Annotated in this window: 18 protein-coding genes and 1 pseudogene; 10 read left to right on the forward strand and 9 right to left on the reverse strand. The window is 64.4% G+C overall.

The annotated features are described in order from the left end of the window. Positions 1–34: 34 nt before the first annotated feature. Positions 35–817, reverse strand: coding sequence for a methyltransferase domain-containing protein (locus tag B0G38_RS03655; protein WP_264668194.1), 783 nt, complete (start codon positions 815–817; stop codon positions 35–37). A gap of 15 nt (positions 818–832) precedes the next feature. Further along, entirely contained in the window at positions 833–1,399 is a 567-nt protein-coding gene (locus B0G38_RS03660) for an OsmC family protein (protein WP_264668195.1), read from the reverse strand. A 145-nt stretch (positions 1,400–1,544) separates the two neighbouring features. Between B0G38_RS03660 and B0G38_RS03665 the strand changes: the two genes are divergently transcribed. Continuing rightward, positions 1,545–2,225 (forward strand): ArsR/SmtB family transcription factor, encoded by a 681-nt coding sequence (locus B0G38_RS03665; RefSeq protein WP_264668196.1) that lies wholly within the window; start codon positions 1,545–1,547, stop codon positions 2,223–2,225. Between the two features lie 118 nt (positions 2,226–2,343). Next, positions 2,344–2,547 (forward strand): cold-shock protein, encoded by a 204-nt coding sequence (locus tag B0G38_RS03670; protein ID WP_169995204.1) that lies wholly within the window; start codon positions 2,344–2,346, stop codon positions 2,545–2,547. Positions 2,548–2,691: 144 nt separating this feature from the next. Here the strand turns inward: B0G38_RS03670 and B0G38_RS03675 are convergent, their stop codons facing one another. Then, complete coding sequence (locus B0G38_RS03675) at positions 2,692–2,823, reverse strand: hypothetical protein (RefSeq protein ID WP_264668197.1); 132 nt, start codon at positions 2,821–2,823, stop codon at positions 2,692–2,694. A 351-nt stretch (positions 2,824–3,174) separates the two neighbouring features. Next, positions 3,175–6,027 carry a S8 family serine peptidase gene (locus B0G38_RS03680; RefSeq protein ID WP_264668198.1) on the reverse strand — a complete coding sequence of 951 codons (2,853 nt, stop codon included), beginning with the start codon at positions 6,025–6,027 and terminating at the stop codon, positions 3,175–3,177. 244 nt (positions 6,028–6,271) lie between these two features. Here B0G38_RS03680 and B0G38_RS03685 point away from each other — a divergent pair, with 244 nt between their 5' ends. The 4 genes from B0G38_RS03685 (at position 6,272) to B0G38_RS03700 (ending at position 10,308) form a co-directional block, all read left to right on the forward strand. Beyond that, on the forward strand, positions 6,272–8,101 hold the full coding sequence (locus B0G38_RS03685; RefSeq protein ID WP_264668199.1) for a calcineurin-like phosphoesterase C-terminal domain-containing protein: 1,830 nt from the start codon (positions 6,272–6,274) through the stop codon (positions 8,099–8,101). Positions 8,102–8,285: 184 nt separating this feature from the next. Further along, positions 8,286–9,623, forward strand: a complete 1,338-nt coding sequence (locus B0G38_RS03690) for a hypothetical protein (RefSeq protein WP_264668200.1) — start codon at positions 8,286–8,288, stop codon at positions 9,621–9,623. A gap of 93 nt (positions 9,624–9,716) precedes the next feature. Further along, entirely contained in the window at positions 9,717–9,998 is a 282-nt protein-coding gene (locus tag B0G38_RS03695) for a type II toxin-antitoxin system RelE/ParE family toxin (protein WP_264668201.1), read from the forward strand. A gap of 13 nt (positions 9,999–10,011) precedes the next feature. Continuing rightward, entirely contained in the window at positions 10,012–10,308 is a 297-nt protein-coding gene (locus B0G38_RS03700; RefSeq protein ID WP_264668202.1) for a HigA family addiction module antitoxin, read from the forward strand. Positions 10,309–10,378: 70 nt separating this feature from the next. On the opposite strand, the pseudogene B0G38_RS03705 reads toward B0G38_RS03700, so the two are convergent. After that, a pseudogene (locus tag B0G38_RS03705) lies at positions 10,379–10,572 on the reverse strand (universal stress protein); the annotation flags it as partial. Between the two features lie 351 nt (positions 10,573–10,923). Here B0G38_RS03705 and B0G38_RS03710 point away from each other — a divergent pair. Together B0G38_RS03710 and B0G38_RS03715 are read left to right on the forward strand one after the other, a co-directional pair. Further along, positions 10,924–11,157, forward strand: coding sequence for a helix-turn-helix transcriptional regulator (locus B0G38_RS03710; protein ID WP_264668203.1), 234 nt, complete (start codon positions 10,924–10,926; stop codon positions 11,155–11,157). Then, entirely contained in the window at positions 11,154–11,699 is a 546-nt protein-coding gene (locus B0G38_RS03715) for a hypothetical protein (RefSeq protein ID WP_264668204.1), read from the forward strand. Before B0G38_RS03710 ends, B0G38_RS03715 begins: the two co-directional genes overlap by 4 nt. A 38-nt stretch (positions 11,700–11,737) precedes the next feature. Here the strand turns inward: B0G38_RS03715 and B0G38_RS03720 are convergent, their stop codons facing one another. Together B0G38_RS03720 and B0G38_RS03725 are read right to left on the reverse strand one after the other, a co-directional pair. Beyond that, positions 11,738–12,217, reverse strand: coding sequence for a universal stress protein (locus tag B0G38_RS03720; RefSeq protein ID WP_264668205.1), 480 nt, complete (start codon positions 12,215–12,217; stop codon positions 11,738–11,740). 220 nt (positions 12,218–12,437) lie between these two features. Continuing rightward, on the reverse strand, positions 12,438–13,364 hold the full coding sequence (locus tag B0G38_RS03725; RefSeq protein WP_264668206.1) for an AraC-like ligand-binding domain-containing protein: 927 nt from the start codon (positions 13,362–13,364) through the stop codon (positions 12,438–12,440). A gap of 166 nt (positions 13,365–13,530) precedes the next feature. Here B0G38_RS03725 and B0G38_RS03730 point away from each other — a divergent pair, with 166 nt between their 5' ends. Further along, the gene (locus tag B0G38_RS03730; RefSeq protein ID WP_264668207.1) at positions 13,531–14,553 is read left to right on the forward strand and encodes a carbon-nitrogen hydrolase family protein; all 1,023 of its coding nucleotides are present in this window, start codon (positions 13,531–13,533) and stop codon (positions 14,551–14,553) included. A 126-nt stretch (positions 14,554–14,679) separates the two neighbouring features. On the opposite strand, the gene B0G38_RS03735 is transcribed toward B0G38_RS03730, so the two are convergent. Further along, positions 14,680–17,511 carry a hypothetical protein gene (locus B0G38_RS03735; RefSeq protein ID WP_264668208.1) on the reverse strand — a complete coding sequence of 944 codons (2,832 nt, stop codon included), beginning with the start codon at positions 17,509–17,511 and terminating at the stop codon, positions 14,680–14,682. A 559-nt stretch (positions 17,512–18,070) separates the two neighbouring features. Between B0G38_RS03735 and B0G38_RS03740 the strand changes: the two genes are divergently transcribed. Next, complete coding sequence (locus B0G38_RS03740; protein ID WP_264668209.1) at positions 18,071–19,489, forward strand: alpha/beta hydrolase family protein; 1,419 nt, start codon at positions 18,071–18,073, stop codon at positions 19,487–19,489. A gap of 74 nt (positions 19,490–19,563) precedes the next feature. Here the strand turns inward: B0G38_RS03740 and B0G38_RS03745 are convergent, their stop codons facing one another. Continuing rightward, entirely contained in the window at positions 19,564–19,860 is a 297-nt protein-coding gene (locus B0G38_RS03745) for a hypothetical protein (RefSeq protein ID WP_264668210.1), read from the reverse strand. Between the last annotated feature and the right edge of the window lie 407 nt (positions 19,861–20,267).

A 20,267-nucleotide genomic window follows, 5' to 3' on the forward strand; every position in this document is an offset into this window, starting at 1 on the left:
AAAGCACGACGGCGGATGGCCGGCTACGGTGCCATCATTCCCCGGAGTGAAGGCGCGCGAGGAGCGAGAGGCTCATCACACCGTACTTGGCCGTCGCGGCGCGCGCGCTGTCGGATAGGAATTCGTAATCGTTCCTCCTGAGACGTTGTAGGTCGAACCCGTTGTCGACGATGGCCTGTTGGTAATCGTCGGCCAGGGCCGCGCCGCCGATGCAGGCGGCCCAGAGGTCGGTATTGCAGACGATCCGGTCGGTCAGCGGTTTCCGGGTGACGATGTCGGCGATGGCCAGTCGCCCGCCGGCGCGCAGCACGCGGGAGGCTTCCGTGAAGACCGCCGGCTTATCCGCGGACAGGTTGATGACCCCATTGGAGATAACGCAGTCGAAGCTGCCGTCCGGGAACGCGAGTTGCTCGATGTGTCCGCGCGTGAAGCTGACCTGGTTGAATCCCGCCTGCTTTCGGAGGCTTTCGGCCTTGTCCAGTTGTTCCTCGGTCATGTCCAGGCCAACTACCTGCCCGCCGCTGCCGACGCTGACGGCGGCGACGAAGACGTCCATGCCGGAACCGGAGCCCAGGTCCAGGACCTTTTCTCCCGGAACCAGGTCCGCAAGGTCGAAGAAGTATCCGACACCGGCGAAGGAATCGACGGCGCTGGACGGGACTTGGTCCAGCAGCCCGGGCGGGTAGCCCAGCTGCTCGGCAAGGTCGCGGCCCATCTTGAAGTGGTATTTACCCGCGGGGTCCTGGGCGACGGCCCGGTAGACCTGCTTGACCTTGGCCTCGAGTTCAATTCGGTCAATTGCGGTGGTGGTGGTCATGGTTCTGCCTGCATTTCAGACGATTTCGAGCGTGGTTTCGATCGGCACCGGGCTGGTCAGGCAGTCTCGCACGGGCGAGGTGTCCTGCACGTACCGGCACAGTTCCTGCAGCTGCTCCGGCCCGGCGTTCGGGCTGGAGACACGGGCATGGGCGCGGATGGCGGTGAATCCGGGGCGGGGACCATCCAGACCTAGGAACGGCCGGACGTCCAGGTCGCCTTCGACCTCGAACTCCATGGAACTGATATCGATTCCCTGTGCGGCCGCATTGGCTGCATAGCCGACGGCGTAACAGAAGCCCAGGGCCTGCAGCAGCAGCTCGACGGCGTTGGGCCCGGCGTTGTTTCCCAGAAGCACGGGCGGTTCATCCCCCTCGAGCTCAAAGGCGGACTTCCGGGTAGTGTCGGCCGCTCCGGCGTGGGTGAATCCGGGGACACGGCCGGTGTTGTGTGTGCCTCCGCGCCAGGCGCTGGAGGCTCTAAAGGTGAAGCTGCCCTGTGCGGGATCAGCCTTGATTGCCTCGACCGTCCCGACAAGAGTGTCCACGTCGATTCCGTTGCGCGTGGTTGCTGAAGTTCCCATCGTGGTTCGCCTCTTTCCGATGGAACCGGGCCCGGATAGGCCCTGTGAACTCTATTCAAGTAGATACTTGAATACCACACCCCCGCGGTATATGTTGTCAAGTACTTACTTGAATATGCTTAGTGTGACTTTGTGAGGAGACGCGATGGGTGGCAGGGCCGAGAAGGACATGCTGTTTGACACGTTCGCCTCAGTGGCGAAGGTGCTCGGCAGCGGGCGGCGGGCCGAGATCGTAGACGTCCTGGCTCAGGGAGAACGCCCCGTTGACGAGCTCGCGCGGGAGATCGGGCAGACCGTGGCCAACACCTCGCAGCATCTCCAACAGCTGCTGCGGCCGGGCCTGGTAAGCGCCCGCCGGCAGGGAACCCGAATCTATTACCGGCTCAGCGGCCCCTCCGTAGTGCGGCTCTGGGCCGCAGTCCGTCAAGTAGCTGCTGAGCACGTCGAGGAGCTTGACGAACTTGCGGCCGCCTACCTGGGTACCCGTTCCGGCCTGGACGTCCTAACGCGCTCCGAGCTGGCCGAGCGGATGGCCGCCGGCGACGTCGTTGTCCTGGATGTGCGGCCGGAACCGGAATTCCGCTCCGGCCACATCGCCGGAGCGGTCTCCGTCCCGGTCCGGGAACTGGCTGGCCGACTGAAGGAATTGCCCGACGGACGCACCGTCGTCGCCTACTGCCGCGGACAGTACTGCGTGTTCGCCGACGAAGCCGTACGCATGATGCACGCACGCGGCCTCCCGGCAGCCAGGCTGGAGGACGGATACCCTGAATGGGTCGCCGCCGGATTGCCCGTCGAAGCCGACGGGCTGCACTCACCCGCATGACGGCCGCGCGGGATTACACGGACCCTTGCGACTTCTGCTGCCTGCCTCTAGGTTGAGAAGCGAAGACCGAATGGGGCTGTCCCAACCGGTCCGCCGAAAGAGCATTGGGAGAAGAATCATGGCAACAGGAACCGTCAAATGGTTTAACGCAGACAAGGGCTTCGGCTTCATTGAGCCGGACGACGGTTCGCCGGATGTCTTCGCCCACTTCTCAGCCATTGCCAGCAGTGGATACAAGTCCTTGGAAGAAAACCAGAAGGTCGAATACGACGTTGTCCAGGGCCAGAAAGGCCTGCAGGCGGAGAACATCCGTCCACTCTGACTCCCGGCGGAGCATCCGCAGCCGCAGCAGCTCGCGCATTTCTAAACATACGTGCGCGAGCCTGCTGACGGCGGGAGCGGGCGCCGGCCGATCCGACTGGGTACTGAACAAAAGTGCGGGCCGGCACAAAAGTGCTGGCCGGCGCTAAAGAGTGATGGAGTAAACTCCGGCGGCCAGGACCATCACGCCCAGGACCGCTACTGTTGCGTTCGCAATGCCGCGCTGCGCTTCGGGTTTCATCCGGCGCCATTTGCGCCGCAAACGTCGTAGATTCATGCAGTTCCCCAACTGTCTATCGCTTATTTCCAAACGGGGAGCACAACAGTCTGCTGAGCCGGGCACGCGCTGACCCGATTTCGGGGGATCAAGTGAAGCACGTGCCCGGCGGTAACAGAACTGAGAGCCTCCCAGTACTTACACGCACTCGGGCACGGCAAGAAAATATCATTCCCCAACAAGGAAGTATCGTTCCCCAACGCCCCAACTGCGCCAGCAGATGAAGGAAACTGCACCAACATTTTCCTTCACCGCTGACAACAAAACTACAGCATCCTCATACCCGCGCGATAGATGCAGGATTAAACGTTAGCTTTCCGTGTCGCGGAGCACCGCCGTCGTTCTTCGGTTCTACTGGGCCGCCACAGTGTAGCTCGACCAGCCCGTGCCGATGAGCTCGCGCGAAGCCCAGCTGCCCTTGTTCGCCTGGTAGTACCAGAGCCGGCCGTCGCTGCCCCTGGCGATCAGCCCGGCGGTCCCCTCCCCCGCGTAGCCGTTGGAGGTGACGATGTTGCTCATCGAGTTCCAGCCGGAGCTGCCCACAATCCGGCGGGTTTCGCTGATGAACGTCCCGGAGCCATTGCCGCGGTAGAGCTTGAGCTGCCCGGCCGGGGTTTTGGCAACGACGTCTTGCTGCCCGTCGCGGTCCCAGTCCATCGCGGTCAGCGTGTAATCGCTCCAGCCGCTGCTGCCCAGCACGTACCGCGGGGAAAGCCCGGTGCCGGTTTCGTTGGGATACACGTAGAGCTTTCCGGTGGAGCTGTTCTTGGCGATCACCACCGAGTACTTATCGCCGGTCCGCCACTTGGTGACGGTCAGGTCATAGGGCGCCCAGCCGCTGCTGCCGATGGTGTGGCGGCTGAAGCCGCCGTCGCGCTTGGCCTGGTAGTAGTAGAGCCTGCCGGACTTGGACTGGGCGATGATGTCAATGTAGCCATCGGCGTTCCAGTCCACCGTGTGGATCTCGTCCATGGTGGTCCAACCGGAGGCACCGATCATGACCCGGGTGGAACCGGTTCCGCTGTGCCCGTAGTTCCAGAGCTGGCCGTGCGAATCGAAGGCCACGATCTCGCCCTGGGACGTGATCGAGGGGCTGGGCTCCGGCGCGGAGTTGCCCGCTGTGACCTCGACGCTGCCCAGATTTTGGAAGTCACCGGACGAGTTGCCCAGGGTGTCCCGCAGCGGATACAGCGTGGCGTCCCACGTGCCGGCGGACGCTCCGTCGGGAAGCGTCATGGCCCGTTCCCAGGTGCCGTTCTTGACGTCGCCGGAAACGAGTTTCATTTCGCCGAAGCCCACGGTTTCATCCGTCCCCGCGTGCTCCAAGGAGACCGACGGTGCCACGGTTCCGGTTGCGTCGGTCAACTGCACCTTCACGGTGACGGTCTCCGTGCCGTCCGCCGGGTTGAGCGATTCCGGCGTCACCGTGGAGCCGGCCAGTGCCGGTGCTGCGGTGTCCACCTTGATGGCGGCCGCGCTGAAGGCGTGGGACCATTCGGTGGTTGAGCCCTGCTGCAGCCCGTAGCCCGGCTGCGCGGCCGCGGTGACCACCACCGTGCCGGTTCCCGGGTGGCTGCCGGCAGCCACGGTCTTGCCGTTTGACTGGTAGCGGACCCCCTCGACCGACGGAACCGTGTAGCTATCGGCGGCGGTGCCGTCCTTGTCGGTGAAAACCACGTCTTTCGGCACCACTTGGACGACGGGCGGCTCCGGGGTCGGCGACGGGGCGGACCCCACCGCGGCGGCAGCATCCACCAGCCCGGCGCCGCAGCCGGCGGTGCAGGAGGCCGGCAGCGGCCGGGCGGTGTCCTTGAGCCGCTGCTCGACGGCGGCCGGTGTCATGGTTCCGCCGGAGCCTGCTATCATCAGCGCAGCCACCCCGGCCACGTGCGGTGCCGCCATGGAGGTGCCCTGCGAGTAGAAGTACGATTCGGCGGCGGGCACGGTGGCGCCGTCGTTCAGCGTGGAAGCGATGCCGCTGGTGAAGTCCGTACTCATGTCCCCGCCCGGCGCGGTCACGTCCACCACGGAACCGTAGTTCGAGTAGTCGGCGCGGTTGCCCTCGCGGCCGCTGGCGGCCACGGTGATGACATGCTCGCAGTTCGCCGGGTTGGAGTTCAGCGCGTCCTGGTTCTCGTTGCCGGCGGCGACCACCACGGCGGCTCCGGCGTTGTAGGCGTAGTCGATCGCGGCCTGCGATGTTATAGAGCAGGCTCCGCTGCCGCCGAGGGACATGTTGACCACATCAGCCGGATTCGTGTTCGCCGGCACACCGGGCACCGTGCCACCGGCTGCCCAGATAATGCCGTCGGCGATGTCGGACATGTAGCCGCCGCAGGCGCCCAGCGCGCGGACCGGAAGGACCTTGGCGCCGGGGGCCACGCCGGCCACGCCCTGGCCGTTGCCGGTCACCGCGGCCACGATCCCGGCCACGTGGGTGCCGTGCCAGGACGAGCCCGAGCCGCCGGTGTTGGAGCCGCACTCGTAGGCACCGTACCAGTCCCCCGCGTCATGCGCGTCGGGGTCGCGGCCGTTCCCGTCGCGGGACATCGCGGGATCGGAGATCATGTCGTACCCCGGCAGTACGTTGGCGTTCAGGTCGCTGTGGTTGGTAATGCCGGTATCGACGACGGCGACCACCGCGCCTTCGCCCCGGCCGGCATCCCAGGCGCCGGGCACGCGCAGTCCCGCCTGCTCTTCCCAGAAGTTCCACTGCAGTTCGTACAGCTCGTCATCCGGCGCCGCCGCGGCCGGCTGCAGCAGCGGGTCCGGCTCAACGTACGCAACATCCGGATTGGCCTCCAGCCCGGCCACGAGGTCCTCGGATGCGGTGGAGTCCAGCGTCGCGGCGGTTTCGATCACCTGTGCCCCGGTGGCGGTGGTCCGCACTTCCTTGACGGAGATGCCCAGGTCTTTGGCCGTCTTCCCGTAGGCGTGGCTGCGGCCGGCGGAACTGCGGCCGGCCTTCTCCTTGAACTTGACGACGAACCGTCCCGACGCCGGCACATCTTCCCGCTCGAGTCCGGCTTCCGGCGCTACCGGAAGAGGTGCTTCGGTGCCCGCGGGGCGGGGCTGCTCGGCGGCTGTGGGACGTGGTTCTTCGGCGGCAACTGCCGCGGTGGGGAACAGCAAGCCGCCCAGCAGTGCAGCTGCGCAGAACGAGGCGACTCCAGAGGAGAGCGGGCGGGGACGGAGCTGAGACATAGGCATCCTGTCAATGGTGCACCATGGGGAGACGGTGCAGAAAAGCACTTCAAAACGGAAGCGCCGCACACGCTTCCGCTATTGATTGTACGTTTAATCTCAGGTTTCGCACCCCTAGACCAGATCCGCTTCGCTACGCCTGCTTCCCCTCCCCGTCGTCTGCCGGTAGTGAAACGTTCACCGGACGCTGGAACAGTGCCATTGGCGGCGAGAACCGCTGCCAACATCACTCGACCGAAGGATCATGGTGAACCCCATTACCACCCCGTCCACATCACCTTCTGCCAGACCCATCGCCCTCACCGCCGGCACGCTGGCGCTGATTTTCGGCGGTGTCCTGCTCTCCCCCGCGGCCACCGCAGCACCCGAAGGCGGACCCGTAGATACCGGCGGAACCGCCGCCTACCAGGGCGCCGTCGACGTCATTATTGGCGCTGATGAGGACCAAAATGTCCTCGATGGCACAGTGTTCAACGACAAGAACCGCAACTCCAAACAGGACACCAACGAGCCGGGCGTCGCCGGCGCCACCGTGTCCAACGGCCGCGACGTCGTGGCCACCGACGAGCAGGGCCGCTACGAGCTGCCCGCGTTCAACAACATGACCGTCTTCGTCACCCAGCCCCGCGGCTACCAGGTTCCGGTGGATGGCGATAACGTTGCGCAGTTCTCGTACAACCACCTGCCCGAGGGTTCGCCGGAGCTGAAGTACGGCGGCATCGCCCCGACCGGCGCGCTGCCCGACGCCGTGAACTTCCCGCTCGCCCAGAGCAAGCTCACGCAGTCGCCTGAGCAGCACTGCGTGATCGGCGCCGACGTCCAGACCTACGACCAGGAAGAGGTGGAGTTCGCCAAGGCGGGCGTCTTCGCCGATCTGGCCGCGCGCGAGGACTACGCCGGATGCGGTGCCCTCTTCATCGGCGACGTGGTGGGCGATGATCTGTCCCTGTTCAGCCAGACCCGGGAACTGACTGGGATGCTGAATGGCCCCGCCCGCTTTCTGCCCGGCAACCACGACCTCGACTTCGATGCCCTGGACGGGGAGCACGAGTTCGACACCTTCCGCGCCAAGCTGGGCCCGGAGTACTACTCCTACGACGCCGGCAAGGCCCACGTCGTGGCGCTGAGTACCATCGAGTACCCCACGAAGGTGCCGGCAAAGAAGAGCAACTACACGTACGGCCTCGGCGAGCGGCAGCTCGAATGGCTGCGCAACGACATCGCACAGGTGCCCAAGAACAAGGTGATCGTGCTGGCTTCGCACAGCCCGCTACTCGAGTTCTTCTACAGCAACTCTCACACCACCAAGCAGCTCAAGGAGATTTACGAAATCCTCGAGGGCCGCGAGGTCATCGCGTTGGGCGGCCACACCCACATGTCGGAGAACCTGCGCGAAGGCGACCTGATGGCGGGCTGGATGGACGAAGTGGGCGAAAAGGGCCTGCCGTTCACGCACCTGACCGTCCCGGCCGTGTCCGGCCACTGGTACGGCGGACGCGTGGTCGAGGAGGGCTACCCGACATCCATCCAGCGTGACGGCACCCCGCCCGGCGTCGTGACGCTGGACATTATGAATACAGACGTCACCGAGCGCTTCACCGTCCGGGGCGGCGACGAGTCGCAGCAGCTGGCAGTCGGCCTGAACAGCCCGCGCTACCGGACCTGGTACGCCGAGAACGTCAGCAAGCCCCGCGGCTCGGCGCCGGAGTTCGGGAACCCGCTGACCGTCTCGCAGGAAGACCTGGCAGGCGAGACCTGGCTGACCACCAACTTCTGGATGGGCAGCACCGGCTCCACCGTTGAGGCAAAGCTTTACGGCGGCGAAACCGTTCCGGCAACCCGCACCCAGCAACTGCGGGGCGAGACCGTCCGCGTCGGCGCCGAATGGTCCGATCCCGTCGCTATCCAGGAGCAGTTCGTCCACGGCGGCGGCCTCGCCGACCGGTCGATGCACCTGTGGCGCCTTGAACTGCCCACCGACCTCGCCGCCGGCAAGCACACCGCCCAGGTCACCGCGACCGACGTCCACGGCCGCGAGTTCACCGAAACGCTGACCTTCGAGGTAACCGAGTAGTCCTACCCACCGAAGCCGTCCGTCCAGCCAAACCCGGCTTGACGGACGGCTTCGTCGTGCCGTCGTGGTACTTCACACCGTCGTCGTAATCCACCCCCTGTTTGGTGGATTGACGCGCGGGCTGCGGTGGGTAACTCTGAACGCACGCGACGCGAAGGTGCGCCGCCTTGGGGAAGGACGCGTCATGAGGATTTTTCACGCCTCCACGGCCGTCGCACTTGCAACAGCCGCTGTGACGGCATTGTCCTCCTGCACCCCGGGCGGACCGGAACCACCCGATACCGTCCCCTCTACTTCTACAAGCGAGCCCACGCGAGAGCCCCACGAGTCCTACCGCTCCACCAATTCCTTTGACGCCCAGCTGCCGGATCCATGGACGGGCGGAGCCTCGTGGGTGACCGAGGGCGGGGTGATCGGCACGTACGGCTTGGACACCGGCATTGCCGCGCTGTCCGAGGACGGCATCATGACCGTCTACGACAGACGCGGCGGCGTAGTCTCGCAGTCGGAGGAGCCTAGGGAGCTAACGCCCGAGCAGACCAGGGGGACCGAGGTGGCACAACTCTATGAGGGCGGGAAAAAGTTCCTCGCCGTCTTCAACCAAGGAACTCCACCGGAGGCAGAAAGTACAAGTCCCTCCCCCGCCGCCCTCACTGCCGTGATCACCGTGTTCGACGGCGAAAACGGCAAGCTGCTGCACCGGACGGTCCACACATTCCCATCCGACGGCGACCATGACACCGGGCTGCTCGGCCACAGCGGTTCCCTGCATCTGCCTGTCACCGAGGCTCCGCTGGTCTTCGATCCGGTCAGCGGCGAGTTCGAAACCGTTGAGGTTCCCGACGGCGATGAATGGATCCTGCGGGTGGACGGGGTAGACGTGTTCAACCGGGTCGATGACCTGCCAACTATGGACCTTGGTAACCGCCGCCAGCAGGGATACGAGGCGTTCACCGGGGACTGGCGCCATGAGGGGCTCATAGCCATCCCGAACGCGGTTGGCCCGTATATCAATTTGGCCATCGGGAACGGTGGCGTCGCGACGGACAGGTGCCGTGTCGTCAACGTGCATACCGGTGAAAGCATCGGCGCCTCGGAGCAGTTGAACAACGGGTGCCTACGGACGGGCTCCAACCACATCCATGGCTTCAACGGGCTCCTGTTCGTGGGGCATCGGGGCCGCGGTTTCGCGTCCTTTGAGGAGGGCACTGTCCTGGTTTCCATGTTCGACCCGGAGACCGGGCGGCAATGGGTGGAAAACGCTGACCCTCGCGACACCGAGTCGGAGGACTTCCGCCCTTACTTTGTCGGCGCCGACCGCATCGTCTATGGCAAGTACGCGGCACCTGGCACCGGTGAGGGGCAGGCGGCCAGCTATGACCCCGCGCTGGGGACGGAACCTCGCCCCTGGCACGAGGGCAATGAGACGGTGCTGCCCGCCGCCGTCTCCGGCGACGGAATTGGTGCTTTCCCTGACCTCGGCGGGAACGGGATGGCCTACATAGTGAAGGCCGCCCCTTGATCCGGATTACAGCACCGCGACGGGCCGACTGGACTTCTGCCAGGGCCCCTAATAACGCTTGCCGGTAATAACGCGAAGCGTTATTATGGTTGTATGATCCTGTCATTCGCGGACAAAGACTCAGAACGCGTATGGCAACGGATGCATGTGCGCCGACTCGGACCTGATTTGCAGCGAGCGGCCAACAGAAAGCTGCTTCTTCTTGACGCCGCCGAAAACATCAACGATCTGCGCATCCCTCCCGGCAACCGGCTCGAACAGCTACAGGGCGACCGCAAAGGCCAGCACAGCATCCGTGTCAACGATCAATGGCGTATCTGCTTCGTATGGACACCAGCCGGACCAGCAGACGTCGAGATCACCGATTATCACTGAAAGAGACACCGCCATGGCCACCACTCATGACCCCATCCACCCGGGTGAGATACTGCTGGAAGAGTTTTTGAAGCCTCTGGGAATTAGTCAATATCGTCTTGCGACGGCGATTTCCGTTCCACCCCGCCGCATCAACGAGATTGTTCATGGAAAGCGCGGCATCAGCCCTGACACTGCCCTGCGCTTGGCTCGAGCCCTAGGCACTTCTGAGCGGTTCTGGATGAATCTGCAGACGCGCTATGACCTCAGTGTGGAAGCCATCAAACACGAACAAGAACTCAAGCGCATCCAACCTCTCCTGAGCGCATGACGTCCGCCCTCAGAGTTCGCCGTCCTTGACCTCGGAACGGAGCGGCAGCGACTCCACGCCCGTTGCTGAATCAGTCGTGCTCCCAACGCCTCCGACCCTGGCCGGAGCGGCCGTGAACCTTCCCGTCCTCGTGCAGCACCAGGACCGGACACGCGGCATGGGATACGCAGGCGTGCTGACCGAGCCGAGGTGCATGCCGAGGAAGCCGCCGTGTCCCCGCCGCCCGACCACCAGCATGACGGCCTCCCTGCCTGCCTCATCCAGGAGCAGTTCGCCTGGCGGCGCCCTTGCCGATCGGTCGTTGCACCTGTGGCGGCTGGAACTGCCCAGTGACCTCGCCGTCGGAGAGCACACCGCCGAAGTCACCGTCGCCGACGAACACGGCCGCGAGTTCATCCAGACCTTGACGTTCCAGGTCACCAAGTAGTTGCACACAAACTGAGCCGTGCCCCGCCAACCCGGCTGGGCGGACGGCTTCGTCACGCCAAAAGCTGCTTTTGAATAATCACGCGGTTCTGATCTGAAGAAGAGGCGCCCCGATGACCGAATGGAGGGCTCCCAGTGAAATGTAAATAATTCTTGACATTAGATGTCAAGGGTCCTTAACATCAGATCATGGTTCCCCGACTGTCCGACGCCGCCGAGGCAAGCCCGATACGGGAGCGCCGCAAGGAGCAACGCATCACCCAAGCCGAGCTCGCCGAGCAGGTAGGCGTGAGCAGGCAAACGATCATCGCCGTCGAGCAGGGCGACTACGCCCCTTCGGTATACCTCGCGCTGCGGATCGCCCGCACTCTGGGCAGGACCGTTGAGGAACTCTTCACGAATGAGACGGGAGAAGACAGATGAAACGCAGACGGAACGTGCTGGACCGGGTCGCGGAGCAGGTCATGGATCTCGACAGCCCGGCCTACGGGGACGAGCGTGAACGGGCCGTGTTCATGGAGTCGAGTTCATTCGGGCTGACGACCGGACTCTATCTCGGTGTCGTGGGTGCCGTCGTTGCCTCGGTCTTCGGGCTGGTGCTCCTACCTGTGGCCCTGCTGGTCATGACGATCATTCCGTCGGCCGCGGCCCATTGGTACGCGAAGCGGAGGGGCGTCAATATGCAGGAACTGGCCGAGCACGCCGGCTCCCGGTCGACGATGGTCGGGATCCTCGTCTTCGGCACCGCGATGGTGCTGACCTTCGCCGCAATGTCCTACACCGTGTTCACCGGCCAGCCGATACTGACCGCACCGTCGCTCGAGGTAATCCCGGGCGAAGGATTCCTAGGTGGGATGGCGCAGGGCGCCGTTGCGGGCGGAATGCTTGGCGGGCTCGCGGCGATCGTCGGAGGCATACTCAGTTTCCGGCGGGCGAATCGCCGCAGTAAGGCATCCGGCTGGTAGGGCGCGGGCATCACTGCGACCGCCTAGATACCGCTCGATCAGTCATGCTCCCGATGTCGTCGGCCGCGGTCGGAGCGGCCGTGAATCTTCCCGTCCTCGTGCAGCACCAGGACCGGACACGCGGCATGGGATACGCAGGCGGAGCTCACCGAACCGAGGTGCATGCCGAGGAAGCCGCCGTGTCCCCGCCGCCCGACCACCAGCATGACGGCCTCCCGGCCTGCCTCGACCAGTAGCTCGGGCGCCGGACCGCGCAATAGCTCGGTGGTCAGGTCTGCCGGCCTATTCCCACCGAAGGCCTGATCCAAGGCGGCCTCGAGTTCCTTCTTTGTCGAGGCCTCGAACGCCTCGAAATCCGGCGGCACATACCCCTCGTAGATCGCGGGAAAATGCCAGCAGGAAACCGCGTGGATGGAAGCGTCAAGGGCCGGCGCCAGCCGCGCGGCCATGCGCAGCGCCTCCACCGAGCCCTCGGAACCATCCACACCAACCACAATTTTGCCGTCTGCCGACCCCATCGCCGCTCTCCTTCGTCCAGGATTCCGCACCGCAATTACAGAATGACAGGGAATGCGGAGGGTGGAAAGACTTCGTGGCTCGCGGCGGACACTGCGGCGTAAAACAACGACGGCGGGTGGCTGCGTTGCGCAGCCACCCGCCTACATGTCGTCCTGGTTAGGCTCAGGAACCGAGCCGCAGGGTCTCCCAGCCGCCCTGCTTCGAATCCCGCGCGTACGTTTACGCGTGAGGTTTCCACTTCGAAGGCGGGCAGCCGAACTCACGCAGGAACGCGCGGTTGAATGTCGTAGGATCCGGAATGCCACAAGCGGCACCGATGGAAGCAACGGTTTGCCCAGGAGCACGGGAAGTCAGCATCGAGGCCGCTCGGCTCAGGCGAAGGCCCCGGACAACAGCAGCGGGAGTTTGCCCGATATCGGAAAAGATTGAATGGACCTTGCGCACCGATACGTGGTGTTCCCGGGCGAGCATTTCCACAGTCAGCGCCGGGTTACCCAAGTGATCCTTTATATAGGAACGCATTGCGGCCAGCAACGCTGCGTCGCTGTCCCAGCCGTTTCTCTCCAAGCCCGCGAATGAGCGCAGGACCATGGTCAGCAGTTCGGCACCAGCCCGAGCCATGTCCGGCCGTACGAAGTCATCGATCCCCGTATCTTCGGCCAAACCACGCAGATAACCGCTGAAAGCGGCCATGCCCGGTATCCGGCCGTCGAGCGTGCGACCGCATAGCTCGGAGATCAGCCTGTCCCGGACGCCCAGTCGGTCTCTGCCGACACGCAACACCAGCAGTTCCTGACCGGCTTGCAGGTGGTCCAAGACATATGGCCGGTTGGTCTCGTAGAGAGTGGCACAACCGGGACTGATCTGCGCCGCCCTGCCGTGCTGCCTTACCGTTCCTGAGGACGCCAACTGAAGCGAGAGAAGAACGTCGTCGTTGTCTGAACGCTGCGCCAAACGGTCCGTCCGCTCCACCAGAACCGGCCCCGTACTGACTCTGCAGAGGGAGACGTCCTCAGCCAACCGCAGCGGAACCAGGCTGCCCCTAAAAGTCTCATCGGGCGAGGCACAGCGAAGCGGTACGAAATGGCTACTGGAAATATCCTGCCATCCCGCAATGTCTGAGGCATAAATGGCTGCCATCTTCATCCCTCTTGCTTCCCCAAGCGCCGTCACTGCGGACGTTCAATGCCTACGAGGGTACCAACGCCTGCAGGAAATGCACCATGTCGTGCAGAAAACGCCAACGACAGGCAAGTGTGCTGCGTCATAGTCTCGGAATATCCGATCCATCAGGGATGAACAAGGAGTAATCGTGGGAAAGACAATCCGTGTAGCAGCAGTCCAAGCCGAGCCTGTCTGGCTCGACGCGGAAGGCACCACTAAAAAGACCATCGACCTGATTGGCCAGGCTGCAGCTGAAGGTGCCGAACTGGTGGCGTTTCCCGAGACTTGGATCCCGGGCTACCCGGTCTTCCTCTGGTCCTACCCTGTCTATCAGCAGATGGAGTTTGTGGCTCGCTACCATGCCAACTCGATCACGGTGGACGGCGACCAGTTGCTCCGCATCCGCGAAGCCGCTCGTGAGAACCAGATCAGCGTGGTTTTGGGCTTTAGCGAGAAGGACGGCGGCTCCCTTTACATGGCGCAAGCCATCATCGGGCCGGATGGGGAGATCATCCTACACCGCCGCAAACTCAAGCCCACCCATGCGGAGCGCACCCTTTTCGGTGAAAGCGACGGCAGCGGAATCAAGGTCGTCGAAACTGCCATCGGCCGCGTCGGTGCTTTGAACTGCTTTGAGCACATTCAGCCGCTGACCAAGTACGCCATGTACGCACAGAACGAGCAAATTCACGTCGCAGGTTGGCCATGCCTGGGCATCTTGGGCAATGTGCCGGCGCTAAGCCCGGAATCGATCATCGCCGCGTCCCAGACCTATGCTCTGGAGGGCAGCGCCTTCGTCATTATGGCCACCCAGATCATGTCCGACGAGGGCGCCCGAAAGTTCCCGGATGCCGAGGGCGGTCCCACTCCGGTGTACACCGGTGGCGGCGGATTCGCCCGGATCTTTGGTCCGCATTCCGGCCTGATCAGCCAGCCGATGGATCCAACGGAGGAAGGCCTCGTCTATGCAGACCTTGACCTCGCCCAGATCGCTCTCGCGAAGAACACGGTTGACCCCGCGGGTCACTATGCTCGCGCAGACGTCACTCGCCTGATCTTCGATGATCGTCCAAAAAAGCCGATGATCAAGCCTGAGGAATTCGATTCCAAGGAGTTTGAAGACCTCCGCAACGAGGATGACGGAATCGAAGATGCTTCGGTCTTCGCGTAGGTTCGCGGCCTGCCCAGGGCAGTTCAGCGCACGACGGCGGGCGGCCGGCTAATTGCCAACCGCCCGCCTATGCGTTGCGCTGGTTGCCCTACCGCAACCGCGCGTCATTTATAGATGAGCTTGGGCTCAGGAACCGAGCCGCAGGGTCTCCCAGCCGCCCTGGCCGATGACGATCCGCTTGTTGATCCGGTTCTTGGTCACCGCGTAGTGGTACAGCGTTCCGTTCATGTCCCGGGCGAGGATACCCATCCCGCCGTCGGCCGCATGGTTCGGAATGGCCGAGAGGTGGCCCATGGCGTTCCAACCGGACCGGCCGACCACCCGGCGCTCTTCGGAAATGAAGCGGCCGGCTCCGTTGGAGCGGTACAGCTTCAACTGCCCGTTCGTCATCTTGACCACCAGGTCCATCTTGGCGTCCTGGTCATAGTCCATCGCCATCAGGTCCAGGTTCCGCCAGCCCGAGGAGCCGATCAGCGTGCGCGGCCCGTGCTTCTCGCCCGCCGGGTTGGTGTAGGCGTAGAGCTTGCCGTCGCGCAGGTTCTTGGCGATAACGCCGGGGAACTTATCGCCCCTGCGCCAGTCGGCCACCAGCACGTCGTAGCCCTGCCAGCCGCCGCTGCCGATCACCGCGCGCTGGAAGCCGCCGGTTGCCCGGCCGTAGTCGACGGTCAGCTGGCCGTTCTTCCAGTTCGCCACGAGGTCCTGGACGCCGTCGTTGTTCCAGTCCGCCACATCCACCTTGAGCGCGCTCTGCCAGCCTGCGGACACGAAGGTCCGCCGGGCGAGGTCGCCGCCCTTGGCGGAGGGGTACGAGTACAAGGAACCGTCGCCGGCTACCGCGGCAATGTCGCCGGGCAGCATCTTCGCGGTCTTGTTGGCCGCCGGGAGGCGGTCCGGCAGCACCCGCAGGTCACGGGCCAGCAGTGCCGGCATGTCGTAGGACCAATGGTTGACGCCGGGCAGGACCGTCATGGTGGTCTTGGTGAAGCCCTTGTCGGAGTAGATCTGCTCGGCACGCTGGGCAGTGCCAAGCGCGGACCAGGTGGCCAGCGTGGTGCCGCCCAGGCCGTCCAGGCTGCCGGCGATCCAGTTAACGTTCATGTTCTTGACCGCGGTGGACGGGGCAGTGGGCATGCTCCGGTATCCGCCGCCGCCGACGATGGTGGCGCCGCCGCCCTTGATCCAGTTCTGCCGGTCGGAAAGCACCTCCATGCTGGTGAACTCTGCGCCGCCGGAGTAGCCGTGGAACCAGACCCGGCTCGCGTCGACGTCGTACTTTGCAGTCAGCATGGCCGCGAGCGAACGGAAATAGTCGCCGTTGCGGTCGATGTCTTCCCACCAGGTGATGCCGCCGACCTTGTCCGGGGTGATCACCGGGACCATGATCATGTTCTTCTTGGCCGCCTCAGCCGCCATGCCCTTCATGATCGAGCCGGTGGGCTGGTGGACGTAGGACTGCGCCGGGTAGCTGTAGTCGCCGTGGAAGACGAACACAATGCCCACCGGCTGCGAGGTATCCACGTTGTTGCCGAGGACGTGGTACTGGCTGGTCAGGCCGTTGGGCGCGGTGTAGTTCCGGTAGGTCAAGGTGCCCGGCGCGGCCGGGTAGGCCACGATCGCGGTCTGGGCCGTGGTAACCGTCCGGGACCGGTAGTTGGTCTTCGAGCCCGTGATCCGCACCGAAAGCTTCGTCCCGGCGTCCGTGGTGGTCACCTTGTAGGCTGCGGCGGTGGCACCGGTGATGTTCCGGCCGTCGCGCAGCCACTGGTAGGCCAGGGTGGTGCCCGTGGTCCAGGTGCCCTTCGCGGTGAGGGTGCTGCCCACGAGTGCGCTGCCGCTGATGGTCGCGGCCACACTGTTGGCCACCGTGCCCAGGATGACCTTGGCCGTGAGCGCCGAGGTGGCGGAGGTGGCGGTCATGCCGGACTTGGTTCCGGTCACGCGGACGCTGATCCGCTTGCCTGCGTCGGCGGTGGTCACCTTATAAGTGGTGGCCGTGGCGCCCGTGATCGGCTGGCCCTCGCGCAGCCACTGATAGGTGAAGGTGGCGCCGGTGGTCCAGGTGCCGGCCTTGGCGGTCAGGGTCTGGCCCAGGACTGCGCTGCCGGAAATAGTGGGAAGGACACTGTTCACGACTGGCTGCGGAGTGGCCTTGACGGTGACCGGGGCTTCGGTAGTAGTGGTGGGTGAAGGGGCAGGCGCAGGTGCTTCGGTGGTCGGTGTTGTCTCCGGGGTCTCCGTGGACGGAGCTTCCTCAGTGGGCGTCGGCGCGGGAGCCTCCGTGGTCGGAACTGGTGCCGGCGTTTCCGATTCCGGAACGCCAGTGCTCGGGGCAGGCGTCGCGGCATCGGCGGCCGGAGCTGATTCGTCCGCTTCCGGAACTTCCATCAGCGGAGCTTCCTTGGCCGGCTGGACCGTAGCGGACCCGGTAGCATCGGGAGCCGGCTTTGTCGACGCCGCCTCATCGATCCAGGCCGCTTCCACAATCTCGGACACCGTCTTGCTGCCTTCGACGGCGGCGCGGAACCGGAGTTCGGCGGCTTCGGTGAACTTGAACGTACGCTGGAACGCCTCATCGCCAGATTCCAGAGCGTCCGAGGTCCATAGCTTCGCCCACTCGCCGTCCCAGTGCACCTGGAGTTCCACGGCATTGCCGGCCGCGTTGGTGGCTTGGCCTTCGAACTTGAGCTCCGGGTCGCCGTCGTCGCGCTTAAGGATTTCCAGCTTCACAACCGGTTCGGCAGCAGCGTCCGCTGCTCCGGACGGCGCAGGATCAGGTGTGGCGAGGACAGATGCCGGAGCAGAGCTGCCAGCCGCATCGTCCGTGGCCACCGACGTCGAGTCGGTTGTGGTCGAGCCGGTTGCCTGGTCACCCGCGTAGGCCGGCGTCGCAGCCGGGATGATGAACCCCGCTGCCAGTATTCCGGCAGCCGCCAGCGCAACAAAACGTTCTTTCACAGTTTCGCCCCTCATAGAACAGCGGAACCGCGATGCCGGCTCCGATCCGCAGGTGAGTGCCCGGCAAGCCGAGACCCTTCCCCCGGGAGAAGCGTAACGTTTCACTTAAAGCTTTCATACCCCAGTTAAACCCCAGTCTTTCCCTTCCTTGACCGCGTGTTAGTCACTCAGCAAAGCCGGCATGCCCTAAGAGAAATTGGATCTCCTCAAGTTCTTCTCTGGCTCGCCACTCCCCTGGGGTCAGAGGTCGTGAATAGACCGCGATTCTGAACTCCTTTAGCGACAGTCCCAGCCGTGCCAGAATCCGTTCGCGGTCTAACTTAAGAGTCGAGTTTGACCTGCTGACCGTACGCGACACTTCTCCTCCTCCGATGATTTCCAGCCAGTAGATCATGTGCCACGGACAAAACGACCGTACGGCCACGCCGGAGGTCGGAGAACATGCCCTCCATCCTGCCGCAAGCCAGAGCACAAGAGAGCCTCGGCCAACCATTGACTTCTTCAACCATTCGGATAAGCATTAGTTGTCCGATTAAACGATCAAACAGTGAGGTCACCTATGCCCCGCACCATGCGTCAACGCTGCCGCACGATTGTTTCAACTTCCGCACTTTCAGTCCTGCTCGCCGCCGCGTCCTTCTCCCCTGCCGCCGTTGCTGCTCCGCCGGCATCCGACGCCGGCACCGCAACCGACACCGATGCGCAGCAAGTACCGTCCACCGTCGCCACCGGGACGCTCGACAACGGAGCTACCTGGCGCGCCGAGGTGCCCGGGGACTGGAACGGCAAGCTGGTGCTCTTCGCCCATGGCTTCCGCGGCGGCATCGACAACCCAGCCTGGGACAAAGGTTTCGCCCCCACCGCGACAGAATTGATCAAGCGCGGGTACGCCGTCGCATCGTCGTCGTACTCTGAAACCGGCTGGGCGCTGGAGACGGCCGCGCAGGACCAGCTCGACACTATGGCCGCGTTCGAGAAGCAGTTTGGCGAAGCGGACCGCGTGATTGCCGTGGGCCGGTCCATGGGCGGCCTCGTGACCAGCATGATGGCCGAGATTCCGGGAGCCGGCATCGACGGCGCCGTGAGCACCTGCGGCCTGGTCGGCGGCGGTGTGGCCCTGAACAACTACCAGCTCGATGCGGCGCACGCGGCGGCAGCGCTCCTCCTCCCCCGGCAGGACATCCGGCTGACCGGCTTCACCGCGCCGGAGCAGTCCGACGCGGCCATCACCAGCCTAAAGGCAGCGCTGCAGGAAGCCACGGATTCAACCGAGGGAAGGGCGCGGATCGCACTCGTGGCGGCGCTGCTGAACACTCCCACCGAGCTCGACGACGTCGACCTGACGGATCCGGAAGCGCTGGCAGCCGCCCAGGCAAATCTGGTGCTGGACACCCTGCCGACCGTCATCGAGCGCCGGCACACCATCGTGAACGCGGCAGGCGGGGACAGCGGCTGGACCGCGGGCGTCGACTACGCCAAGCTTCTGCGCTCCTCGGACCAGCGCAAGCAGGTGAAGCATATGTACGGTCTGACAGATCTCGACCTGTCGGAGGACGTCGCCACCATCACGGCCACCGCCGACATCAAGCCCGATGAACGCGGCCTTGAGTGGATGCTGCGCACCTCCACCCCGACCGGCGAACTGCAGGTGCCGCTGCTGGCAACGCACACCCTCGTGGACCTGCTGGCGCCGGTGGAGTACCAGGAGGAGTACGCCGAAACAGTCCGCCGGGCCGGCGAGCACTCCTTGTTCCGCCAGGCCTTCGTGGACCGCGAGGGACACTGCAGCTTCACCGTCGCCGAGAACGTCGCCTCGGTCGAAGCCATGGACCAGCGGCTGGAGACCGGCAACTGGGGCAGCGTGGCCAAGACCTCCGTACTGCAGAAGAACGCCGAGGCAATGGGTCTCGACGGCGCTGCCTTCGTCGACTTCCGGCCCGGCGAATTCATCAACGACCGAGCCTGGACCGGCCGCTAACCCGAGTTGGCCTCCATGCCATAACGACGACGGTGCCCGGCTTTCCGCCGGGCACCGCCTCCGTCTCTGCGCACCTACATCAGCAGGTTGTGGAGCGGGATCTCCGTGGCGTCCGGCATGGTTGTGAACCCGCCCTCCACACCCTTCTGCAGCAAGGGCATGAGAGTGCTGTCACGGAAAGACTCCCAGCTTTCCTTCGACTCGTGGACGGCAATGACCCTCCAGCCGCCGTCGGACGGTCCCGCGGCGTGGAAGATCTGCCCCGGCGGTCGCTGGCCCTCGCCCGGATGCGCCGCGGCCACTGACGCCTCGTACTGGTCCTTGGTGCCGCCGGGAAAGAAATGCACGATTGCATAGGCCGACGTTTCCATTAGTGCCTCCTTCGACTGTTGGAATGAACCAATGGTGGCCCTGTGCCGCCGAGCAGACAATAGGCCTTCCGCCACACTTCGGCTCCCACATGACGGCGCGTCATGCCTAGGACCAAAGTCCCTAGTAATCCGCAGTGCTGAATCGTTATCCTGAACGTGACGCATCAACAAAACCACGGCTTCGTTGGGGAGGCCGCGGCTTTGTTGATGAAGGTTGGGGGGAATCCGTGTGGAGCCTGGCGTGTTGGGGAACAACAGGCTCCACGCAACCCTGCCGCTCACCAGCCGACCCCCGAGCAGCGCAACCCACTGCGCACATCTTGGAACGCCGCAGTCATGCCCACACAACGTGTCGCCATCCTTGGACTTAGCCAGCTTCCGCCTGCCCCATGTACGATCCAAAGAAC

Source organism: Crystallibacter permensis, assembly GCF_025960875.1.
Classification (GTDB): Bacteria; Actinomycetota; Actinomycetes; order Actinomycetales; family Micrococcaceae; genus Crystallibacter; species Crystallibacter permensis.

Coding starts and splice junctions, on each gene's coding strand:
- B0G38_RS03670 (WP_169995204.1), top strand. CDS start 2,344: ATGGCAACAGGAACCGTCAAATGGTTTAACGCAGACAAGGGCTTCGGC.
- B0G38_RS03725 (WP_264668206.1), bottom strand. CDS start 13,364: ATGAAGATGGCAGCCATTTATGCCTCAGACATTGCGGGATGGCAGGAT.
- B0G38_RS03665 (WP_264668196.1), top strand. CDS start 1,545: ATGGGTGGCAGGGCCGAGAAGGACATGCTGTTTGACACGTTCGCCTCA.
- B0G38_RS03660 (WP_264668195.1), bottom strand. CDS start 1,399: ATGGGAACTTCAGCAACCACGCGCAACGGAATCGACGTGGACACTCTT.
- B0G38_RS03740 (WP_264668209.1), top strand. CDS start 18,071: ATGCCCCGCACCATGCGTCAACGCTGCCGCACGATTGTTTCAACTTCC.
- B0G38_RS03655 (WP_264668194.1), bottom strand. CDS start 817: ATGACCACCACCACCGCAATTGACCGAATTGAACTCGAGGCCAAGGTC.
- B0G38_RS03720 (WP_264668205.1), bottom strand. CDS start 12,217: ATGGGGTCGGCAGACGGCAAAATTGTGGTTGGTGTGGATGGTTCCGAG.
- B0G38_RS03685 (WP_264668199.1), top strand. CDS start 6,272: ATGGTGAACCCCATTACCACCCCGTCCACATCACCTTCTGCCAGACCC.
- B0G38_RS03695 (WP_264668201.1), top strand. CDS start 9,717: ATGATCCTGTCATTCGCGGACAAAGACTCAGAACGCGTATGGCAACGG.
- B0G38_RS03715 (WP_264668204.1), top strand. CDS start 11,154: ATGAAACGCAGACGGAACGTGCTGGACCGGGTCGCGGAGCAGGTCATG.
- B0G38_RS03690 (WP_264668200.1), top strand. CDS start 8,286: ATGAGGATTTTTCACGCCTCCACGGCCGTCGCACTTGCAACAGCCGCT.
- B0G38_RS03710 (WP_264668203.1), top strand. CDS start 10,924: ATGGTTCCCCGACTGTCCGACGCCGCCGAGGCAAGCCCGATACGGGAG.
- B0G38_RS03700 (WP_264668202.1), top strand. CDS start 10,012: ATGGCCACCACTCATGACCCCATCCACCCGGGTGAGATACTGCTGGAA.
- B0G38_RS03680 (WP_264668198.1), bottom strand. CDS start 6,027: ATGTCTCAGCTCCGTCCCCGCCCGCTCTCCTCTGGAGTCGCCTCGTTC.
- B0G38_RS03745 (WP_264668210.1), bottom strand. CDS start 19,860: ATGGAAACGTCGGCCTATGCAATCGTGCATTTCTTTCCCGGCGGCACC.
- B0G38_RS03675 (WP_264668197.1), bottom strand. CDS start 2,823: ATGAATCTACGACGTTTGCGGCGCAAATGGCGCCGGATGAAACCCGAA.